This is a genomic window from Acinetobacter sp. YH12095 (genome assembly GCF_013419245.1).
In the GTDB taxonomy this organism is placed as follows: Bacteria; Pseudomonadota; Gammaproteobacteria; order Pseudomonadales; family Moraxellaceae; genus Acinetobacter; species Acinetobacter towneri.
Genome location: NZ_VPAL01000005.1, coordinates 55,260 through 72,051, shown reverse-complemented (window position 1 = coordinate 72,051; position 16,792 = coordinate 55,260). Strand labels below are relative to the sequence as shown.

Genomic DNA, 16,792 nt, shown 5'->3' with positions numbered 1-16,792 from the left:
ACGAGATATGAAATTGTCGGTATGAAATCGGCTTAGTTACAAGAATCAGAACATGGCTGTAAATACATAAAAGAAGTTATGAATGATTTTTCCAACGATAATATATCGCCCATATATAAGGCAAACAGAGTAACAATGAACCTATCCCTATAAAAACATAAGCCAAATATATTAATCCTGCAAAAATAAAAAGTATTTGCAATGTAAACTCAACGAATATTGAAATTAAAAATTCTTTGAAGCTTTTTATTTTTTGCATGTTTATTGATCTAAAGTATTTTATAAACGTAGATCATCACAATGTACATGGGTTACAACCTGATAAACAAAAAGCTCGTACAGTGACGAGCTTTTTTATGGACTTAAATTTTTAGGCTAAACTAAAAATTTTAAGCATTTTCACGAGCAATGGCACGATAGCCAATATCTTTACGATATTGCACACCATCAAAGGTAACTTTTTCGCACAGTTCAAGGGCTTTAGCTTGCGCTTCGCCAATGGTATTACCGAGCGCAGTTACACACAGTACACGACCACCATTGGTCACAATCTCACCATCGGCATTGCTTGCTGTACCTGCGTGGAATACTTTCGCATCTGCCATTTGTGTTTCTAAACCAGAAATCACATCACCTTTGCCTGAAGTTTCAGGGTAACCCGCAGTCGCCAATACAATCCCGACAGTTTTGCGTTCATCCCAGTCTGCTTCGGCAGGTAAGTTGCCAGCAATACCTGCTTCAACCAAATCTACCAAAGATGACTTTAAGCGCATCATAATTGGTTGTGTTTCTGGGTCACCAAAACGGCAGTTAAACTCGATCACTTTTGGTTGACCTTTGTCGTCAATCATTAAGCCTGCGTATAAGAAACCTGTATAAACATGACCGTCTTTTTTCATACCTTCAACAGTAGGACGCATCACTTCATTCATGGTTTTTTCAAATACGTCTGCAGTCACGACAGGGGCAGGAGAGTATGCACCCATACCACCAGTATTTGGACCTTGGTCGCCTTCAAAAATACGCTTGTGGTCTTGTGAAGTTGCCATAGGAAGGATGTTGTCGCCATCAATCATACAAATGAAAGAAGCTTCTTCACCTGCAAGGAATTCTTCAATGACTACACGTGAACCTGCATCACCAAATTTGTTGCCTGCTAGCATGTCATCAATTGCATCAAATGCTTCTTGATTGGTCATCGCCACGATCACGCCTTTACCTGCAGCAAGACCGTCCGCCTTGATCACGATTGGAGCACCATTTTTTTCAACAAATGCTTTTGCCGCATCAACTTCGGTGAATACGTCATAGAATGCAGTTGGAATGTTGTGACGTTTTAAAAAGTGCTTGGCAAAGGCTTTAGAACCTTCAAGCTGTGCAGCAAACTGGGTTGGGCCCCAAATTTTTAAACCCGCTTCACGGCAGGCATCTACTACACCATTGACCAGTGGTGCTTCAGGGCCAACAATGATTAAATCAACAGCATTATTTTTGGCAAAGTCGATGATTGCAGGGTTATTTTGAATATCTAACGCTACATTCTCGCATTTGTTTTCTGTTGCCGTACCTGCATTACCCGGTGCAACGAAGACTTTAGCGACTTTGTCATCTTGTGCGATTTTCCATGCCAACGCATGTTCACGACCGCCGCTACCTAAAACTAAAATATTCATCTAAAAATCCCTCAAAGAATAAAATCCCCCTAGCGAAGCTATGCTTTTCACCCTTGAAAAGGAAGGAGATTGTGCATAAAAACACAGTTCCCTTACGTGAAAAGTCCCCCTTTTATAAAAAAGGGGGATTTCGGAGGATTATTAAATACGACTTCTAATTAATGAGTTTAATTAGTGACGGAAATGACGCATGCCAGTGAAGACCATTGCAATACCAGCTTCATCTGCTGCTGCAATCGTTTCTTCATCACGCATAGAACCACCCGGTTGAATAATGCATTTGATACCAGCTTTAGCTGCGTTATCAATACCATCACGGAATGGGAAGAATGCGTCAGATGCCATTACTGCACCTTCAACCACTAAACCTGCATGTTCTGCTTTAATGGCAGCAATACGAGCAGAGTTTACACGGCTCATTTGACCTGCACCAACACCAATGGTCTGACGGTTTTTTGCATAAACAATTGCGTTCGATTTTACGTATTTCGCAACTTTCCAAGCAAAGATCATGTCGTCAATTTCTTGTTCAGTTGGTGCACGTTTGGTCACAACTTTTAAGTCATCTTTAGTGATCATGCCCAAGTCTTGATCTTGAACCAATAAACCGCCGTTGACACGTTTGTAATCCATTTGTGGAGCGCGTGCATCAATCGCAGGAAGCTCACCACATACCAGTACACGTACGTTTTTCTTCGCGCCAGTCACTTCAAGTACGCCATCAGCAATGCTTGGTGCAATGATCACTTCAACGAATTGACGGTCTACAATCGCTTGTGCAGTCGCAACGTCTAACTCACGGTTAAACGCAATGATGCCACCAAATGCAGATTCAGGGTCAGTTGCATAAGCAAGGTCATAAGCTGCTTGAATACCGTCTAAAGAGACAGCAACACCACATGGGTTCGCGTGTTTTACGATCACACAAGCAGGTTTTGCAAATGATTTCACACATTCAAGTGCGGCATCAGTATCTGCAATGTTGTTATAAGATAATTCTTTACCTTGAAGCTGTTTCGCTGTAGAAACAGAAGCTTCAGTTGCAGCAGGGTCTACATAGAACGCTGCAGATTGATGCGGGTTTTCGCCATAACGTAAATCTTGCGCTTTGTTCAATTGTGTATTGAATGTACGTGCAAATTGGTCAGCAGTACCTTCTTCTTTACCTACACGTGCACCTAAGTAAGAGGCGATCATGCCGTCATATTGTGCAGTGTGTTCAAATGCTTTCACTGCCAAATCAAAACGAGTTTCGTAAGACAATGCACCGTTGCTTTTCATTTCTGCAATAACAGTCGCATAGTCAGAAGCATTTACTACAATACCTACAGAAGCATGGTTTTTCGCTGCAGCGCGAACCATAGTAGGGCCACCAATGTCGATGTTCTCAATCGCATCTGCAAGTGAACAATTTGGTTTTGCAACAGTCGCAGCAAATGGATAAAGGTTAACAACAACCAAGTCGATGGCATCAATATTGTGTTCTGCCATGACTGCTTCGTCTAGACCACGACGAGCCAAGATACCGCCATGAATTTTTGGGTGTAACGTTTTTACACGACCATCCATCATTTCAGGGAAACCAGTATGCTCTGATACTTCTACGACAGCAATATTGTTGTCTTTAAGCAACTTATAAGTACCGCCAGTAGATAAAATTTCTACCCCAAGAGCAGCAAGGTCTTGTGCAAATTCAACAATACCTGTTTTGTCAGAAACAGAGATTAAAGCGCGTTTAATAGTCATGATCTTCGTCACAGTTTTCAATTACAGATTAAAACAAACTAGCAAAATGCAGGTAAAAAAAATGCCTGCGGAGGTCGCAAGCATTTTATCACTTATTCACTCATTAAACCGTGAGCTTTTAACTTTTTACGTAAAGTACCACGGTTTAGTCCAAGAATTTCAGCAGCGCGTGTTTGGTTACCGCGAGTGTATTCAAGAACAACAGATAAAAGAGGTTTCTCCATTTCTGCTAACACCATGTCATACACTTGTGAAGGTTGTTCACCTTGTAGTTGTGCAAAATAATGGCGAACTGCGCGATCTACGTGAATACGTAAAGCAACATCAGATTGTGCAGTAAAAATAGGAGATTTGCTATTCATGCGAATTAATCCGAAAATCAGATATCACTGGGATAAAGTGATATATCAATGTGGTCTATAAATTAAATGAACTCCGTTTTAGATCCTAAAACGGGAAGTTCTAAAACTGGAACATTTAGCTTGCCACAACTCTAGGCATTGGTCGAAATTTAAGCGTAACAATACATTAATAATTGTTACAGACCAAAATCAAAACAAAAAATCTACTCTGTACGCGATATATAAAAATAAAGCGCATTAGACAGATCTATATTTGTTGTGAATCTTGCGAGGAGTTTGCAGCACAAAGCTTTCGTGGCGCGTATGATACCATTGTATGAGAAAAAGTGAGCAAGAAAACTGCAATTTTTTTAATTTTTTTCGCTATTTTTTCACTATTTTTTTGTGAATTAAGGCTTGATAATTTCTAAAGTATAGGCATCGAAGTCGTTTCGTGATATTGGAACTAAAATGTCAAACTTAAATGGACTGTTTTTAGGAATACGTTGAATGCTCGAAAGACTTTCGACCAAATACTCCTGTGGGGAATAGATGTAAGTCGATAATGTTTGTTGTTTTTCTTTTAAAGTGACTTTGATATTAGGCAAAGCCAAGCTTTTATCATAGTAATTGATCAGCTCACCCGTAAATTGTGTATTCATACGATCTACACGTTTAACCTTCACGCGATTTGCTGAAATTAAGCTATAGCGTTCTTCTAAACTGCTACAGTTAAAAAATTGACAGACTTGGGTAAACACAGAATTCAGTGCAGGGCTGCTGTTTAAAAACTTTGGGTTAAACCACAAAATTTGGAAGATCAACAAGCCAATCAATAAAAGATTAATAATTCCCCAAAGTAAGTAGTAACCATTGCCATGCTTTTTTTCACTTTCAAGATCAGGCGCAGACAACTTCATGGCAGGAATGTTGCCAATCGGTTCAGTACTGAAATAATTGAGGTTATTCAGATAGGTTTTCAGATCAATATTGGAATGTTCAACTTTACGCTGAAAAATATCTAAAATATGTTGCGGTTGCGCAAGTTCAGCAGTTGCCTGCATAAAACTGCGGTTTTGAATGTGATGTAATTGTGATGTGACTGAGTTTTTATTTTGAGGAAAGACAAATACCAAATGCGAAAGAGCATTAAAGGTATTGTCGCATTTAGGACAACAAACCATCCCTTGCGCAACGGTCAGCTGCGCAACGGATACTTTATAAACAGTTTGGCATTCAGGGCACTTGGTTTGCTTGTCACTCATAACTCAAAAATTACAGTTAGTGGGGATGGCGTTTCCCAGAAATTCGACACCAGTTTTCTTCACGTTTTTCGACTTGTACTATATCAAAAAATTCAGAATAAACACTAGAAACTTCAGCAACTTGCTCTTCAATTACACCTGCAAGTGCGAACTCGCCCTCAGATTTAATTAAAGTTGCAAACTCTGGCGCAAGCATCATCAATGGGCCTGCCAAAATATTGGCAACTAAAATGTCTGCTTTTTCATTACCGATGGTTTCATTGAACTCTTCTGGAAGTCCCACATATAAGTTTTTAAGTACACCGTTGAGTTCTGCATTTTGTTTGGTCGCTAAAACTGCTTGCGGGTCAATATCAGTCGCATAGACTTTTTTTGCACCGAGCAACAAAGCCGCTACTCCTAAAATACCTGAACCACAACCGTAGTCGATCACGACTTTATCTTTTACATTGGTTTTACCTAACCATTGCAGGCACAGGAACGTACTGGCATGGTTACCTGTACCAAAAGCCAAACCTGGGTCAAGTTTAATATTGACTGCATCTGCCTCAGGTGGTTCTAACCATTCAGGTACAATCCAGAATTTCTCTGCAATCTGGATTGGCTCGTAGTAATCCATCCATGAGCGTTCCCAAACCTGATCTTCCAAAAATTCACTGCGTAAAGGGGCATCTGGCATTTGCGCACGAATAAAGGTTTCTAAGGCTGCAACATCAATTTCTTCACCTTCGTCTTGTGCATAAATACCTGTCACAATGACTTTGTTCCAAAGTGGTGTTTCACCTGGCAGTGGCTCAAGTAAGTCCTGATTTTCCGCATCATCTAAGGTTACGCTGACTGCACCCAATGAACTGAGCAGGGTTTCAGTAAAATCGACTTGCGCTTGATCAACAGTAATATGTATTTGTAACCACTTCACGGAGATAACCTAAAATTTAATGCGTAAGCGCTATTGTAACTGAACTGCTGCAGGCGCTGTTATTTTTTATTAGGATTGCGAAAGGGAAAACTCTATACGATTGGAAGTTTCAAATTCGCTTTATGCTTATAGTCGAATAATGTGACAAAAATATAACTCTAAAAAATATAAGTTAAGAATTTGTTTGAACCATCATCGCTCAATCATCCCCAAAACAGTCAAATTGCTGGATTGGGGATGATTGAGAGACTTGTTTAGGATGCAGATTGCTCCGATGCAGGTGTCGGCACAAATTTATTTAGTAATGTGCCTAAAATTGCGGCAAAAATATACATGAAAATAGAATAAACCGCAGCAGGCATGGCAATGGTTGAGCTTGACATAACGGTTAGGGCGATAGTCATTGCAAGGGTACTGTTGTGAATGCCAATTTCAAAGGCGCAGGCTCGGGCTTGTTGGCTATTTACGCCAAAGAAACGCGGGACAAAATAACCAATCAATAAACTGCAGGCACAGAACAGGGCAGTGGCAAGTCCTACATCTGCCAAATAAAGCATGATGTTGTTTCGCTCTTTGGCAATTGCGCCAATAATAATCACAATTAGAAAAACCACAGCAAAAATACGCACAGGTTTGTTTAAGCGGTCTGCCGTTTGAGGGCTAAAATGGCGTACTAACATCCCTAAAGTGACAGGGATAATAATAATTAAAAACACCTGCAATACTTTGGCAAATTGTAAGCCAACTTGTTGCCCATCCTGCATAAAATGTTGAATGGCAAAGTTGACAATCAGGGGCAAGGTAAATGCTGCAATCACGGAATTCACGGCAGTGAGGGTGATGTTTAGTGCAATATCACCTTTATATAAGTAGCTAAATAAGTTGGCTGTTGGCCCACCTGGAGATGCTGCTAGTAGCATGAGTCCGACTGCAAGCAGTGGTGGTAAATTCAGCAGTTTACAAATAAAGAATGCAATTGCTGTCAGGACGACCAATTGACAAAATAAAGCAATAAACACTGCTTTGGGGTGTTTGCTCACCCGTTTAAAGTCGTTAGGAGTGAGTTCTAAGCCAAGTCCAGCCATGACCACGGCCAAAGCCAGCGGCAAAAATATTGTGATTAATCCTGAATCCATAAACACTCCTTTGTTTTTACATCTACAATAATTTATTTGATATTTAACTGTTTGTTTAATATGTAGTTAATTTTGCTCACGTTTTAAATTGTATTTTTATTGTGGTTTAAACTCTGCTCCTGTTTGTGTTGATGGGCAAGTTTGGCAGATTGTCTAGCTAACATACTCCCTAAAATAAAGCTGAACATATACATAAAAATGGTGTAAATCGCAGAAGGAATGGCAATTTCAGTGCTTTGCAAAACTGATAGTGCAATGGTTAAAGCAACGGCAGTGTTATGAATGCCAATTTCAAAACAACAGGAGCGTGCTTGTTGATCAGGCACACCCGCCAAATACGGCACCAGATAACCAATAAGTAAACTTAAAAAGCAAAATAGTGCAGTTGCGATGCCAATTGCACTGAAATAGTCAAAGACATTGGCGCGTTCGCGGAAAAGCGCATAAAAGAATAAAGCGAAAATGAAATAAATGGACATCAAACGCATAGGTTTGCCCAACTGTAATGCAATTTGTGGCATCGCATTACGCACCGCCATTCCTACACATACAGGCACAATAATCAGTAAAAAAACCTGTGCCATTTTTTCAATAGGCATGCCAATTTGTTGTTGATCGGTCATAAAATATAGAAAAGACAAATTAACAATAAAAGGCAGGGTAAAGGTTGCCATCACAGAGTTCATTGCGGTTAGGGTAATATTTAGGGCAACGTCACCTTTATAGACATAGCTAAATAAGTTCGCAGTAGGCCCCCCTGGTGAGGCAGCAAGCAGCATTAAGCCAATTGCCAATAGCGGTGGCAATTCTAAAAATAAACAAATTGAAAATGCTAAAACAGGCAAAATGACCAATTGTGAAAAAAGCGTTAAAAAAATGACTTTAGGAAATTGATTGACCCGAATAAAGTCTTTAGGCGTGAGTTGTAAGCCTAAGCCCATCATCATCACAGCCAAGGTCAGTGGTAGAAAAAAGGTAAAAAAGCCTGAATCCATAGCACATCCTTTATTTTTTTCTTATGGGTATAATTTTCCCTCTCTTTGCAGTGTAATTGTTTTTTGAGCTTGTGCAATAAACAAAGCAGTCACTTCTTATAAATGACTGCTTTGGTGTTATTTTCATGCTTTCAGTTTGAATGAATACCCGATCTGTTCATGAAAATATAGATTAAGTGATTGATCACATGGCAGCAGGGCGTGGTGGCGTAAAGCCTAAGGCACATTTGCCTTTTAACTCAGTACCATTGACTGTAATGACGGTACTTTGCGCATCTGCCATACAAGAACGGTATAATTCAGGCTCATTGCCTTGTAATTGCACTGCTTTAGATGAACTAAAGAATTGTGGTTCACAGGTACCATTCCAGATAATCCCACGATAAGCAAAGCTTACAGGTGCGCCCTGAGTTTTACCTTTACAGACTTGCTGGAATTTTTGCGCGTTATAGACGGTTTCTACTTTATCATTTGCCTGCACTGCAAATGGACTGAAAAATAAGCCACAAAGCATAGAGGACAGCAAAATTTTCTTATTCATGATGTTTCCCTTTGTTTCTCATATCTGTGCTATTAGGATAAAAAATAGACAAATTAAAACAACGGTGATCTGGTTAATTTTTAGGTCTAAATGTTTTTATGTACAGTAAAAATGCAAATTTGGATTACAAAATATTAATTTTGTAGCGCGGTTAAGCCAATAAAATCGACTGAATCTGTCAACTTATGCCACAAGTTTTGCTATAATATTCCGTCTTTATTTTTTATCTCTCATTGACCATTATGCACTATCCTAAAGTTTACGATGTCATTGTTATTGGTGGCGGTCACGCAGGCACCGAAGCGGCGCTTGCAGCAGCACGTATGGGTCGTCAAACCTTACTCTTAACTCATAACATTGAGACTTTAGGGCAGATGAGCTGTAACCCTGCAATTGGCGGGATTGGTAAGTCACATTTGGTACGTGAGATTGATGCCTTAGGCGGCGCAATGGCATTGGCTGCCGATAAAAGCGGGATTCAATTCCGTATTTTAAACTCGCGTAAAGGTGCTGCTGTTCGTGCAACACGTGCGCAGGCAGACCGAGTTCGCTTTAAAGCTGCGATTCGCGCCACTTTAGAAAACCAAGCCAATTTAGATATTTTCCAACAAGCAGCCGATGACCTGATTGTAGAAGGCGATACTGTAAAAGGTGTAGTCACTCAAATGGGGATTCGTTTTGATGCGAAAACCGTGGTATTGACCACAGGTACATTCTTGGGTGGTGTGATTCACATCGGTTTAGAAAAATCGAGCGGTGGTCGTGCAGGCGATCCTCCATCAATTGCTTTGGCGGCACGTTTACGTGAATTAAATTTGCCTGTTGGGCGTTTAAAAACAGGTACGCCACCACGTATTGATGCACGCTCAGTCGATTTTTCGGTCATGATTCCGCAGCCAGGTGATTTCCCATCACCAACCATGTCATTCATGGGTGATGTGTCGATGCACCCTGAACAAGTGAACTGCTATATCACCCATACCAATGAACGTACTCACGAAATTATTCGTGGTGGTTTAGATCGTTCACCGATGTATACAGGTGTGATTGAAGGTGTTGGCCCACGTTACTGCCCATCGATTGAAGATAAAATTCACCGTTTTTCTGATAAAGACTCGCATCAGGTATTTTTGGAGCCTGAAGGTTTAGATACACATGAATTGTATCCAAACGGGATTTCAACCTCTTTACCGTTTGATGTGCAGTTCGAGTTAGTTCGTTCAATTCGTGGTATGGAAAATGCGCATATTTTGCGTCCAGGTTATGCGATTGAATATGATTACTTCAATCCACAAGCCTTAAAATTCACTTTGGAAACCAAAGCCATTAATAACTTGTATTTTGCAGGTCAAATTAATGGTACGACTGGCTATGAAGAAGCGGGTGCGCAAGGTGTGTTAGCTGGTTTGAATGCGGCACGTCGCGCTTGGGATCAGGAACAATGGACACCAAAACGTGACGAAGCTTATATTGGTGTATTGGTTGATGACCTGATCACACTAGGTACCAAAGAACCGTACCGCATGTTTACCTCACGTGCGGAATACCGTTTGATGTTGCGTGAAGATAATGCCGATCAGCGTTTGACGCCAATTGGTCGTGAGCTTGGTTTGGTGGATGACACTCGTTGGGCAGCTTACTGTGAAAAAATGGAAGCAGTAGAACGTGAAACAGGGCGTTTACAACATTTGTGGGCTGCACCAAACAATCCAATGGGTAAAAAATTTGTTGAAATGACAGGTGCAGATTTATCCAAAGAATGTTCTGCGATTGATCTGTTAAAACGTCCAAATATCAGTTTTGCGCAAATCGCAGAATTAACGGGTTCAGACGTTTCTGCACAAGTGGGCGATCAAATTGAAATTGCAGTGAAATATGCAGGTTATATCAACCGTCAGCATGAAGATGTCGCACAATTAAAACGCTTGGAAGAAACCAAAATCCCTGCCGATTTTGATTATGATGCAGTGTCAGGTTTATCGCGTGAAATCACGCTAAAATTGAAGCATGTTTTGCCTGAAACTTTGGCACAAGCCAGTCGTATTCCAGGTGTGACACCTGCCGCAGTTCAATTGGTGATGATCACCATTCGTAAAAATGCACAGTCACGTAAATCTGCTTAAGGTTTGATGGATTGATGAAGAAGCCCACAATTTAAATTGCGGGCTTTTTTATGCGCCAAAGTAAATCAGATGCTAAGCAAAGAAGAAGTTGCGTATAAGAATAAATCTGATTTCGACTGCATATCTTATGATTTCACAGCTAGATCAGGAGCATTTAAAGTGACACTTATCAACATAGATAGGAGCAAAATATGACTTTAAAAAGCATTCGTTATAGTACAGCTGAACTGGCATGCCCACGCTGAACGATGCCGAGTCAATTTTAATTTTAACTTCAATCAGCAATCACAATAATTTGATTTAAAAGAGAACGATAATGCTATCGCCCCAATATATTTGGGGCTTTTTTATTCCTGAGTTTGATGCACCGCATTGGCAACTTCTACAGGTTCAATCTGAATTAGCTTTTTACCAAAACTACGCAACCACCAAACCAATTGTGAGGTAAACGGCACAGTGGCAGTCACCAACACATTACCATTTTCCAGTGTTTCCATAGTTTGATCTTTGCTTAATTGGCTTTCATCGAAGTATATGGCATCAGCTTTTTGCATGGTAAGTTTGAGCTGAATATTTTCAGTAGCTTTACTGAAATCGACTCTAAAACCTAATTCGCCAGATTCAATATAGGCATCAATATCAAAATTAACAGGATGCAAGGCGCGTGAATCTAAAACTTTGGCTGCTTTAAAACGATGCAGGGCAAAGGTTTGAATGTCGGTTTTGTCAAATCGAGTACAGATTAAATAAATCACCGCACCTTTTTGCACCAAAGCCAAAGGATTCAGCACATAAGTTTTTTCTTCGCCTGAATTGCTGCGTGATTGATAAATACATTCTAGTTGTTTGTCTTGGAGCAAGCCTTCATATATCGCCTGTTGTGCATTGCGGTCTACGACTGGTGGAATTAAAGGTTGTGTTGCAGGCACAATTCGCACACGATTAATCCATTGGCGGACATTGTTTTGGGTCGATAGACTGCGTCGTGCCAAATCAAACCATGGGTTCATTTCTTCAATCAAACTTGGCGGCAGCAGATGTTTTAAATGTTCCTCGACCATCATAAACGTTACCGCTTGAGAGCTGGTCATGTGCGGTAAACTTTGAATCGGTGCATCTGAACGCCAGCGCCAACCTTGTGGTACGGTACCATTACTTTCAATTGGAAAGCGCTGAGAAATTTGATTTAAGTCACGTTGAATCGTACGCAAACTAATGTCGATACCTTCACGTTGCAGGACATCGTGTAATTCACGTGTGCCCATCCATTTACCTGTAGAAAGGCGCGATAAAATTTGCCATTGGCGATATAAACTATTCGATGTTTCTTTTTCTTGTATAGACATATTCAATATTTACTAGGTCAATTCATACGGATGAAAACTTGTTCTTCCACACAATAAGAAAACTCGGAATGATTAGCAAGTTTTTTACTGAAAAAGGGCAAAATATAACCGCAGATTTTGCAGTAAATATCACAAAATTTGGACGGGCAAAGTTAATCAAATAATAGAAGTGAATCAGAAACTATGACCTCAAGCCATACTTGGATCAATTAGAAAAGCAAGATTGAATAGTTGTGTTTAAGTGAAAACCCGTCATTGTTTTGTATGGTAGATACAGGTTTATGTAAATAAAAGCGATCTGAGTGGATGAGTGCTGTAGGTTAATTGGGCAAGGCGATTGAGGTGCTTTATCGCGATGAATTATCAACAGACCTTAGAGTTAGGAGGATGAAACAACCGTGAATTTATCTAGCAGCGATGCGCGAGAAATTTTTTGGTTAGCCCGATATTTAACCCGTATTCAATATGTATGTCAGCAATTTCCATTTAAACAAAATGATGCTGCTTTGACTTATGCACATGCCTTTTGTTTGCCTGCATTTGATGCAGCTTCTTTAAATGAATTGATTTTAAACGAAGAACAGCCTGCTTCATTTGCGATGCAGTTTGAGCAAATACGGACAAAAATTCAAAACTTGGCACAGGTTTTCTCTAAAGCCACTTATGTTGAATTACAGCAATGTATTCAAAATGCGTGCGATAACGCGAGTTATATTTGTGATGTAGTACAAGACTGTGAAGCATTATTAGATGCTGAACCACAGCAGATATATTTATTTTTCCAGTTGGGGCAAAAAATTGAACAATTAGACCGACAAATTCGGTTAAAACAATCGACTGAAAAGACTTTGTCGCAATTGGAAATGATTGTGCAATGCCTAAAAGATTTAGGTTGGACGTCGCTTGTAGATGCATGGCAACAACTGAAACAGCAACCCGATACTATGCATTTTTATCACTTTAGTGATCATATTCAGCACTTGCTTTCGGTGGATTAAGTCGTACTTGTCATATAAAACTGATCGGCAACAATGTTATTTATAAGCTCTGCGTAGCTAAAAAATAATGGAAGCCGAAGCTCCCATTAGGTCTAAAATTTATTGCTGGCATTGAGTAGCTGCCAAATTTTACAGATTTGACTCGTGCAGTACTTTCGGCTCGGTTACTTAGTCGCGTTCAACCGCAAGTGCAACCCCCATGCCACCGCCTACGCAAAGCGTTGCGATGCCTTTTTTCGCATCACGGCGTTGCATTTCGTGTAGTAACGTCACGAGGATACGGCAACCTGAAGCACCAATCGGGTGACCGAGAGCAATTGCGCCACCATTCACGTTTACTTTATCTAGGTCTAAGCCTAATTCTTTGGCAACACCTAGTGCTTGTGCGGCAAAGGCTTCGTTGGCTTCAATTAAATCGACCTGATCTAAGCTCCAGCCTGCTTTATTTAAGGTTTTCTTAACCGCTTCAACAGGGCCAAGACCCATAATTTCAGGCTCAATACCCGACATTGCATAGGCTTTAATACGTGCTAAAGGTTGTAGGCCTAATGCTGCAGCTTTGTCTGCGCTCATCATTAACACTGCTGCTGCACCATCGTTGATACCAGAAGCATTACCTGCGGTTACGCTGCCATCTTTTTTGAACGCAGGGCGCAATTTATTCAAGCTTTCAAGGGTGGTATTGGCTTTGATGTATTCATCTTCAGCAAATACAATTGGGTCGCCTTTACGCTGTGGAATGCTTACAGCTGCAATTTCATCTTTAAATTTACCAGCCGCTTGTGCTGCAGCCGCGCGTTGTTGTGAAGTCAGTGCCAATTGGTCTTGTTCTTCACGGTTTAAACCAAGCTTTTCTACAATATTTTCTGCAGTAATACCCATGTGATATTGGTTATAAGCATCGGTTAAACCATCAGCCACCATACTGTCGATCAACTGGGCATTCCCCATTTTTTGACCGTTACGCAACTGCATATAGTGTGCGCTTTGTGACATTGATTCTTGACCACCAGCAACTACAATTTCTGCTTCATCACACTGAATCGCTTGTGCAGCCAAATGTACGGCACGTAATCCCGAACCACACACCACGTTTAGCGTTGATGCAGGCACTTGTACAGGAATACCTGCAGCAATTGCGGCTTGACGTGCAGGGTTTTGTCCTACACCTGTAGTGAGTACGTTACCCATAATCACCTGATCGACTTGTTCAGGCTGTACTTTAGCACTGTCTAAGACTGCACGAATTGCTGTTTGCCCCAATTGTGGTGCAGATAAAGAAGCGAGACTACCTAAAAAGCTACCAATTGCAGTACGTTTTGCAGCAACAATGACAACATCTTTCATTTTATATCCTTAAATTTTATGTTTACGTTTCTGTGGATGCACATGATATATAGCATGTGCATTGCTGTTGTTATATGACTGATTAAAATAAATTTACCAAAACATAGCGACCTGGTGCTGCTTCTATTGTTGGATATTGTGCATTACCTAAGGCACGGGCAGGGACTTGTTCGCCTGCATACGGTGTGACCCAAGCCTGCCAGCGTAGCCACCAAGATTCAGGATGATACTCTGCACCATCAAGCCATTGCTTGGTATTTTCAAACTTGGCAGTATTGGTATAGCAACCGTATTTATTACGACTTGGCGGATTCACAATGCCTGCCACGTGTCCAGATTCACCAAGTACCAGTGTAGATTCACTACCTAAGTAATCTGCACCACGGAAGCAGGTATCCCAAAGCGCGATATGATCTTCCTGCGTAGCAATAAAGAAGCTTGGAGTTTTGACACGAGAAAGGTTGAGTCCAACACCGTTCACTTTTACTGCATTTGGTGAAATCAATTCATTATTCAAATACAAATTACGCAATAAGAAATTATGAATTTTGGCAGGAATATTGGTGCCGTCGCTGTTCCAATACAAAATATCGAAATCTGAAGGCTCTTTGCCTTTTAAATAGTTCTCGATGTAGTAGTTCCAGTACAGGGTATTTTCACGTAACAAACTGAACGTGACTGCCAACTGGCGACCATCAAAATAACCCAATTGATTATTTAAGGTTTCTAAACCACTAATCACAGGTTCATTAATAAATACGCCTAAGCTGCCTGGGTTTTCAAAGTCGATAATGGTTGCCATATACGTGGCAGATTTCACATGACTTTTCAGGCGTTTTGCCAGGTAATAAGCCTGCGTTGCAGCAAGTAAAGTACCACCAATACAATAGCCGATACAGTTGGCTTCTTTTTCGCCTGTAATTTCTTCAATAACACGCAAAGCTTCAACTGCACCTGCGGTAATCAGATCTGCGAAAGTGAGTTCTTTTTGTTCAGCATTTGGGTTACGCCAAGACATTAAAAAGACCGTATGACCTTGCTGACGTAACCAGTTCACCAACGAGTTTTGTTCGCGTAAATCCAGCACATAATATTTATTAATAAATGGCGGCACGATTAGAATCGGAGTTTGATATACATTTTCTGTGGTTGCTTCATATTGCAACAACTGGAAAATTTCATTTTCAAATACCACTGCACCTGGCGTGTAGGCTAAATCTTTACCCAAGCTAAAAGAGTCACTATTGACCATGCGAATAGATAAATATTTTCCGCTATTGACCACATCATCATGGAAAATTTGCATGCCACGGACAAGGTTTTCACCTTGTTCGGTAATGGTTTGCTGAATCACTTCAGGGTTAGTCCAAAGAAAATTGCTTGGTGATAAAGCATTAATCATTTGGCGGGTAAAAAAGTGAAGGCGGTAACGCACTTTGTCTGGAATGCCTTCTACGACATCCACCATATTTTGTACCAGTTGGCTAAACAACAAATATGACTGCGATAACAGGTCAAAATTGGGTTGTTCTTGCCATAATGGGCTGTTAAAACGACGATCACCACTTTCAGGTTGAATGAATGGTTCGATGTCTTTTGCCACACTGCGCATCATCACATTTTGGTAGATTTGCATTTGACCTTGCCACCAGCTCCATTGCATTTCCATCAAGCGTGCTGGATTTTTAGACAAAGCTTCAAAGAACATCGACATATCTTCTTTGTTGAGCTGTGTTAAGGCGTCATTAATAGGGCTTTGCCCATAATAAAATTCTTGTAGTTTTTTCCAGATATCATCGTGGCTAGAGAAAAATTGTAATATATTTTCTTTGAATTGAAATGAGTTCTGTTTCATTTCATCGCTCCATAGCACATGGCTTTTAGCAATCAAATTGAGTGCAAGGCTGAAACTAAAACGGGGAAATTTTCACACTTCCCCGTAACATTCGTCCTGATAACGCATGGTTTTCAGAGCAGTGTTTATTTATTATTTGGCATTGAATCGCTGACTAACTTTTCAAATTCTGCTTTGACTTCTGAAGTCAGTGTTGCTAATTTTTTGCCATCTTCAATCATTTGCTGACTGAGTTTGTTCATAGTTTCTAATTGCTTGGTGGTGCAGTTCACCATGCTTTGCATGTCTTTCACTTCGCTATTGGCAAACATTTGTGCTAAACCAATGTTGGCATAGTTGCGTGCTGCTTCTAATTGTAGGTTGGTTAAGTTAGCAAAATTTTTTGCAACTATACTGTTGAATTTGGTGTACGGTTCAAACACGTTTTTGTATTGAGCATTCATGTTTGAAAATAAGTCGCCGTATAGCATGGGTGTCACTCCAGTAAATAAACTTGTAGATTAAAAT

14 protein-coding genes are annotated in these 16,792 nt (G+C 40.4%); 2 read left to right on the top strand and 12 right to left on the bottom strand.

What is annotated here, in order from left to right; genetic code table 11:
* Positions 1-389 precede the first annotated feature (389 nt).
* The 8 genes from purD to FTU35_RS05840 form a co-directional block, all read right to left on the bottom strand.
* Positions 390-1,673 (bottom strand): phosphoribosylamine--glycine ligase, encoded by a 1,284-nt coding sequence (gene purD, locus FTU35_RS05875; RefSeq protein WP_004973125.1) that lies wholly within the window; start codon positions 1,671-1,673, stop codon positions 390-392.
* 171 nt (positions 1,674-1,844) lie between these two features.
* A complete protein-coding gene (purH, locus tag FTU35_RS05870; RefSeq protein WP_004973127.1) occupies positions 1,845-3,419 on the bottom strand; it encodes a bifunctional phosphoribosylaminoimidazolecarboxamide formyltransferase/IMP cyclohydrolase in 1,575 nt (524 codons plus the stop codon).
* A 92-nt stretch (positions 3,420-3,511) separates the two neighbouring features.
* Positions 3,512-3,781: a DNA-binding transcriptional regulator Fis gene (gene fis, locus FTU35_RS05865; RefSeq protein WP_001086304.1), complete on the bottom strand. Its 270-nt coding sequence runs from the start codon at positions 3,779-3,781 to the stop codon at positions 3,512-3,514.
* Between the two features lie 389 nt (positions 3,782-4,170).
* Positions 4,171-5,025 (bottom strand): DUF3426 domain-containing protein, encoded by an 855-nt coding sequence (locus FTU35_RS05860; protein WP_180064581.1) that lies wholly within the window; start codon positions 5,023-5,025, stop codon positions 4,171-4,173.
* 16 nt (positions 5,026-5,041) lie between these two features.
* Positions 5,042-5,944, bottom strand: a complete 903-nt coding sequence (prmA, locus tag FTU35_RS05855) for a 50S ribosomal protein L11 methyltransferase (protein WP_004973131.1) — start codon at positions 5,942-5,944, stop codon at positions 5,042-5,044.
* Between the two features lie 254 nt (positions 5,945-6,198).
* Positions 6,199-7,080, bottom strand: a complete 882-nt coding sequence (locus FTU35_RS05850; RefSeq protein ID WP_004973133.1) for a bile acid:sodium symporter family protein — start codon at positions 7,078-7,080, stop codon at positions 6,199-6,201.
* Positions 7,081-7,163: 83 nt separating this feature from the next.
* Positions 7,164-8,075 (bottom strand): bile acid:sodium symporter family protein, encoded by a 912-nt coding sequence (locus FTU35_RS05845; RefSeq protein ID WP_179989550.1) that lies wholly within the window; start codon positions 8,073-8,075, stop codon positions 7,164-7,166.
* A gap of 184 nt (positions 8,076-8,259) precedes the next feature.
* Positions 8,260-8,616: a hypothetical protein gene (locus tag FTU35_RS05840; RefSeq protein ID WP_004973135.1), complete on the bottom strand. Its 357-nt coding sequence runs from the start codon at positions 8,614-8,616 to the stop codon at positions 8,260-8,262.
* A gap of 242 nt (positions 8,617-8,858) precedes the next feature.
* Here FTU35_RS05840 and mnmG point away from each other — a divergent pair, with 242 nt between their 5' ends.
* Positions 8,859-10,739: a tRNA uridine-5-carboxymethylaminomethyl(34) synthesis enzyme MnmG gene (gene mnmG, locus FTU35_RS05835; RefSeq protein ID WP_096900911.1), complete on the top strand. Its 1,881-nt coding sequence runs from the start codon at positions 8,859-8,861 to the stop codon at positions 10,737-10,739.
* A 347-nt stretch (positions 10,740-11,086) separates the two neighbouring features.
* Here the strand turns inward: mnmG and FTU35_RS13345 are convergent, their stop codons facing one another.
* Complete coding sequence (locus FTU35_RS13345) at positions 11,087-12,085, bottom strand: YafY family protein (RefSeq protein ID WP_004973137.1); 999 nt, start codon at positions 12,083-12,085, stop codon at positions 11,087-11,089.
* A 398-nt stretch (positions 12,086-12,483) separates the two neighbouring features.
* On the opposite strand from FTU35_RS13345, the gene FTU35_RS05825 reads away from it, so the two are divergent.
* On the top strand, positions 12,484-13,083 hold the full coding sequence (locus tag FTU35_RS05825; protein WP_179997417.1) for a hypothetical protein: 600 nt from the start codon (positions 12,484-12,486) through the stop codon (positions 13,081-13,083).
* 168 nt (positions 13,084-13,251) lie between these two features.
* Here the strand turns inward: FTU35_RS05825 and FTU35_RS05820 are convergent, their stop codons facing one another.
* From FTU35_RS05820 to FTU35_RS05810, 3 genes are all read right to left on the bottom strand, one after another.
* Entirely contained in the window at positions 13,252-14,430 is a 1,179-nt protein-coding gene (locus tag FTU35_RS05820; protein WP_179988648.1) for an acetyl-CoA C-acetyltransferase, read from the bottom strand.
* Positions 14,431-14,512: 82 nt separating this feature from the next.
* Positions 14,513-16,285 (bottom strand): class I poly(R)-hydroxyalkanoic acid synthase, encoded by a 1,773-nt coding sequence (locus FTU35_RS05815; RefSeq protein ID WP_180064580.1) that lies wholly within the window; start codon positions 16,283-16,285, stop codon positions 14,513-14,515.
* A 125-nt stretch (positions 16,286-16,410) separates the two neighbouring features.
* The gene (locus FTU35_RS05810) at positions 16,411-16,755 is read right to left on the bottom strand and encodes a phasin family protein (protein ID WP_004973142.1); all 345 of its coding nucleotides are present in this window, start codon (positions 16,753-16,755) and stop codon (positions 16,411-16,413) included.
* Positions 16,756-16,792: the final 37 nt, after the last annotated feature.

Excerpts from the sequence above, each read along its gene's own strand:
- purD (WP_004973125.1), bottom strand. The coding sequence starts at position 1,673 with ATGAATATTTTAGTTTTAGGTAGCGGCGGTCGTGAACATGCGTTGGCA.
- purH (WP_004973127.1), bottom strand. The coding sequence starts at position 3,419 with ATGACTATTAAACGCGCTTTAATCTCTGTTTCTGACAAAACAGGTATT.
- fis (WP_001086304.1), bottom strand. The coding sequence starts at position 3,781 with ATGAATAGCAAATCTCCTATTTTTACTGCACAATCTGATGTTGCTTTA.
- FTU35_RS05860 (WP_180064581.1), bottom strand. The coding sequence starts at position 5,025 with ATGAGTGACAAGCAAACCAAGTGCCCTGAATGCCAAACTGTTTATAAA.
- FTU35_RS05850 (WP_004973133.1), bottom strand. The coding sequence starts at position 7,080 with ATGGATTCAGGATTAATCACAATATTTTTGCCGCTGGCTTTGGCCGTG.
- FTU35_RS05845 (WP_179989550.1), bottom strand. The coding sequence starts at position 8,075 with ATGGATTCAGGCTTTTTTACCTTTTTTCTACCACTGACCTTGGCTGTG.
- FTU35_RS05840 (WP_004973135.1), bottom strand. The coding sequence starts at position 8,616 with ATGAATAAGAAAATTTTGCTGTCCTCTATGCTTTGTGGCTTATTTTTC.
- mnmG (WP_096900911.1), top strand. The coding sequence starts at position 8,859 with ATGCACTATCCTAAAGTTTACGATGTCATTGTTATTGGTGGCGGTCAC.
- FTU35_RS13345 (WP_004973137.1), bottom strand. The coding sequence starts at position 12,085 with ATGTCTATACAAGAAAAAGAAACATCGAATAGTTTATATCGCCAATGG.
- FTU35_RS05820 (WP_179988648.1), bottom strand. The coding sequence starts at position 14,430 with ATGAAAGATGTTGTCATTGTTGCTGCAAAACGTACTGCAATTGGTAGC.
- FTU35_RS05815 (WP_180064580.1), bottom strand. The coding sequence starts at position 16,285 with ATGAAACAGAACTCATTTCAATTCAAAGAAAATATATTACAATTTTTC.
- FTU35_RS05810 (WP_004973142.1), bottom strand. The coding sequence starts at position 16,755 with ATGCTATACGGCGACTTATTTTCAAACATGAATGCTCAATACAAAAAC.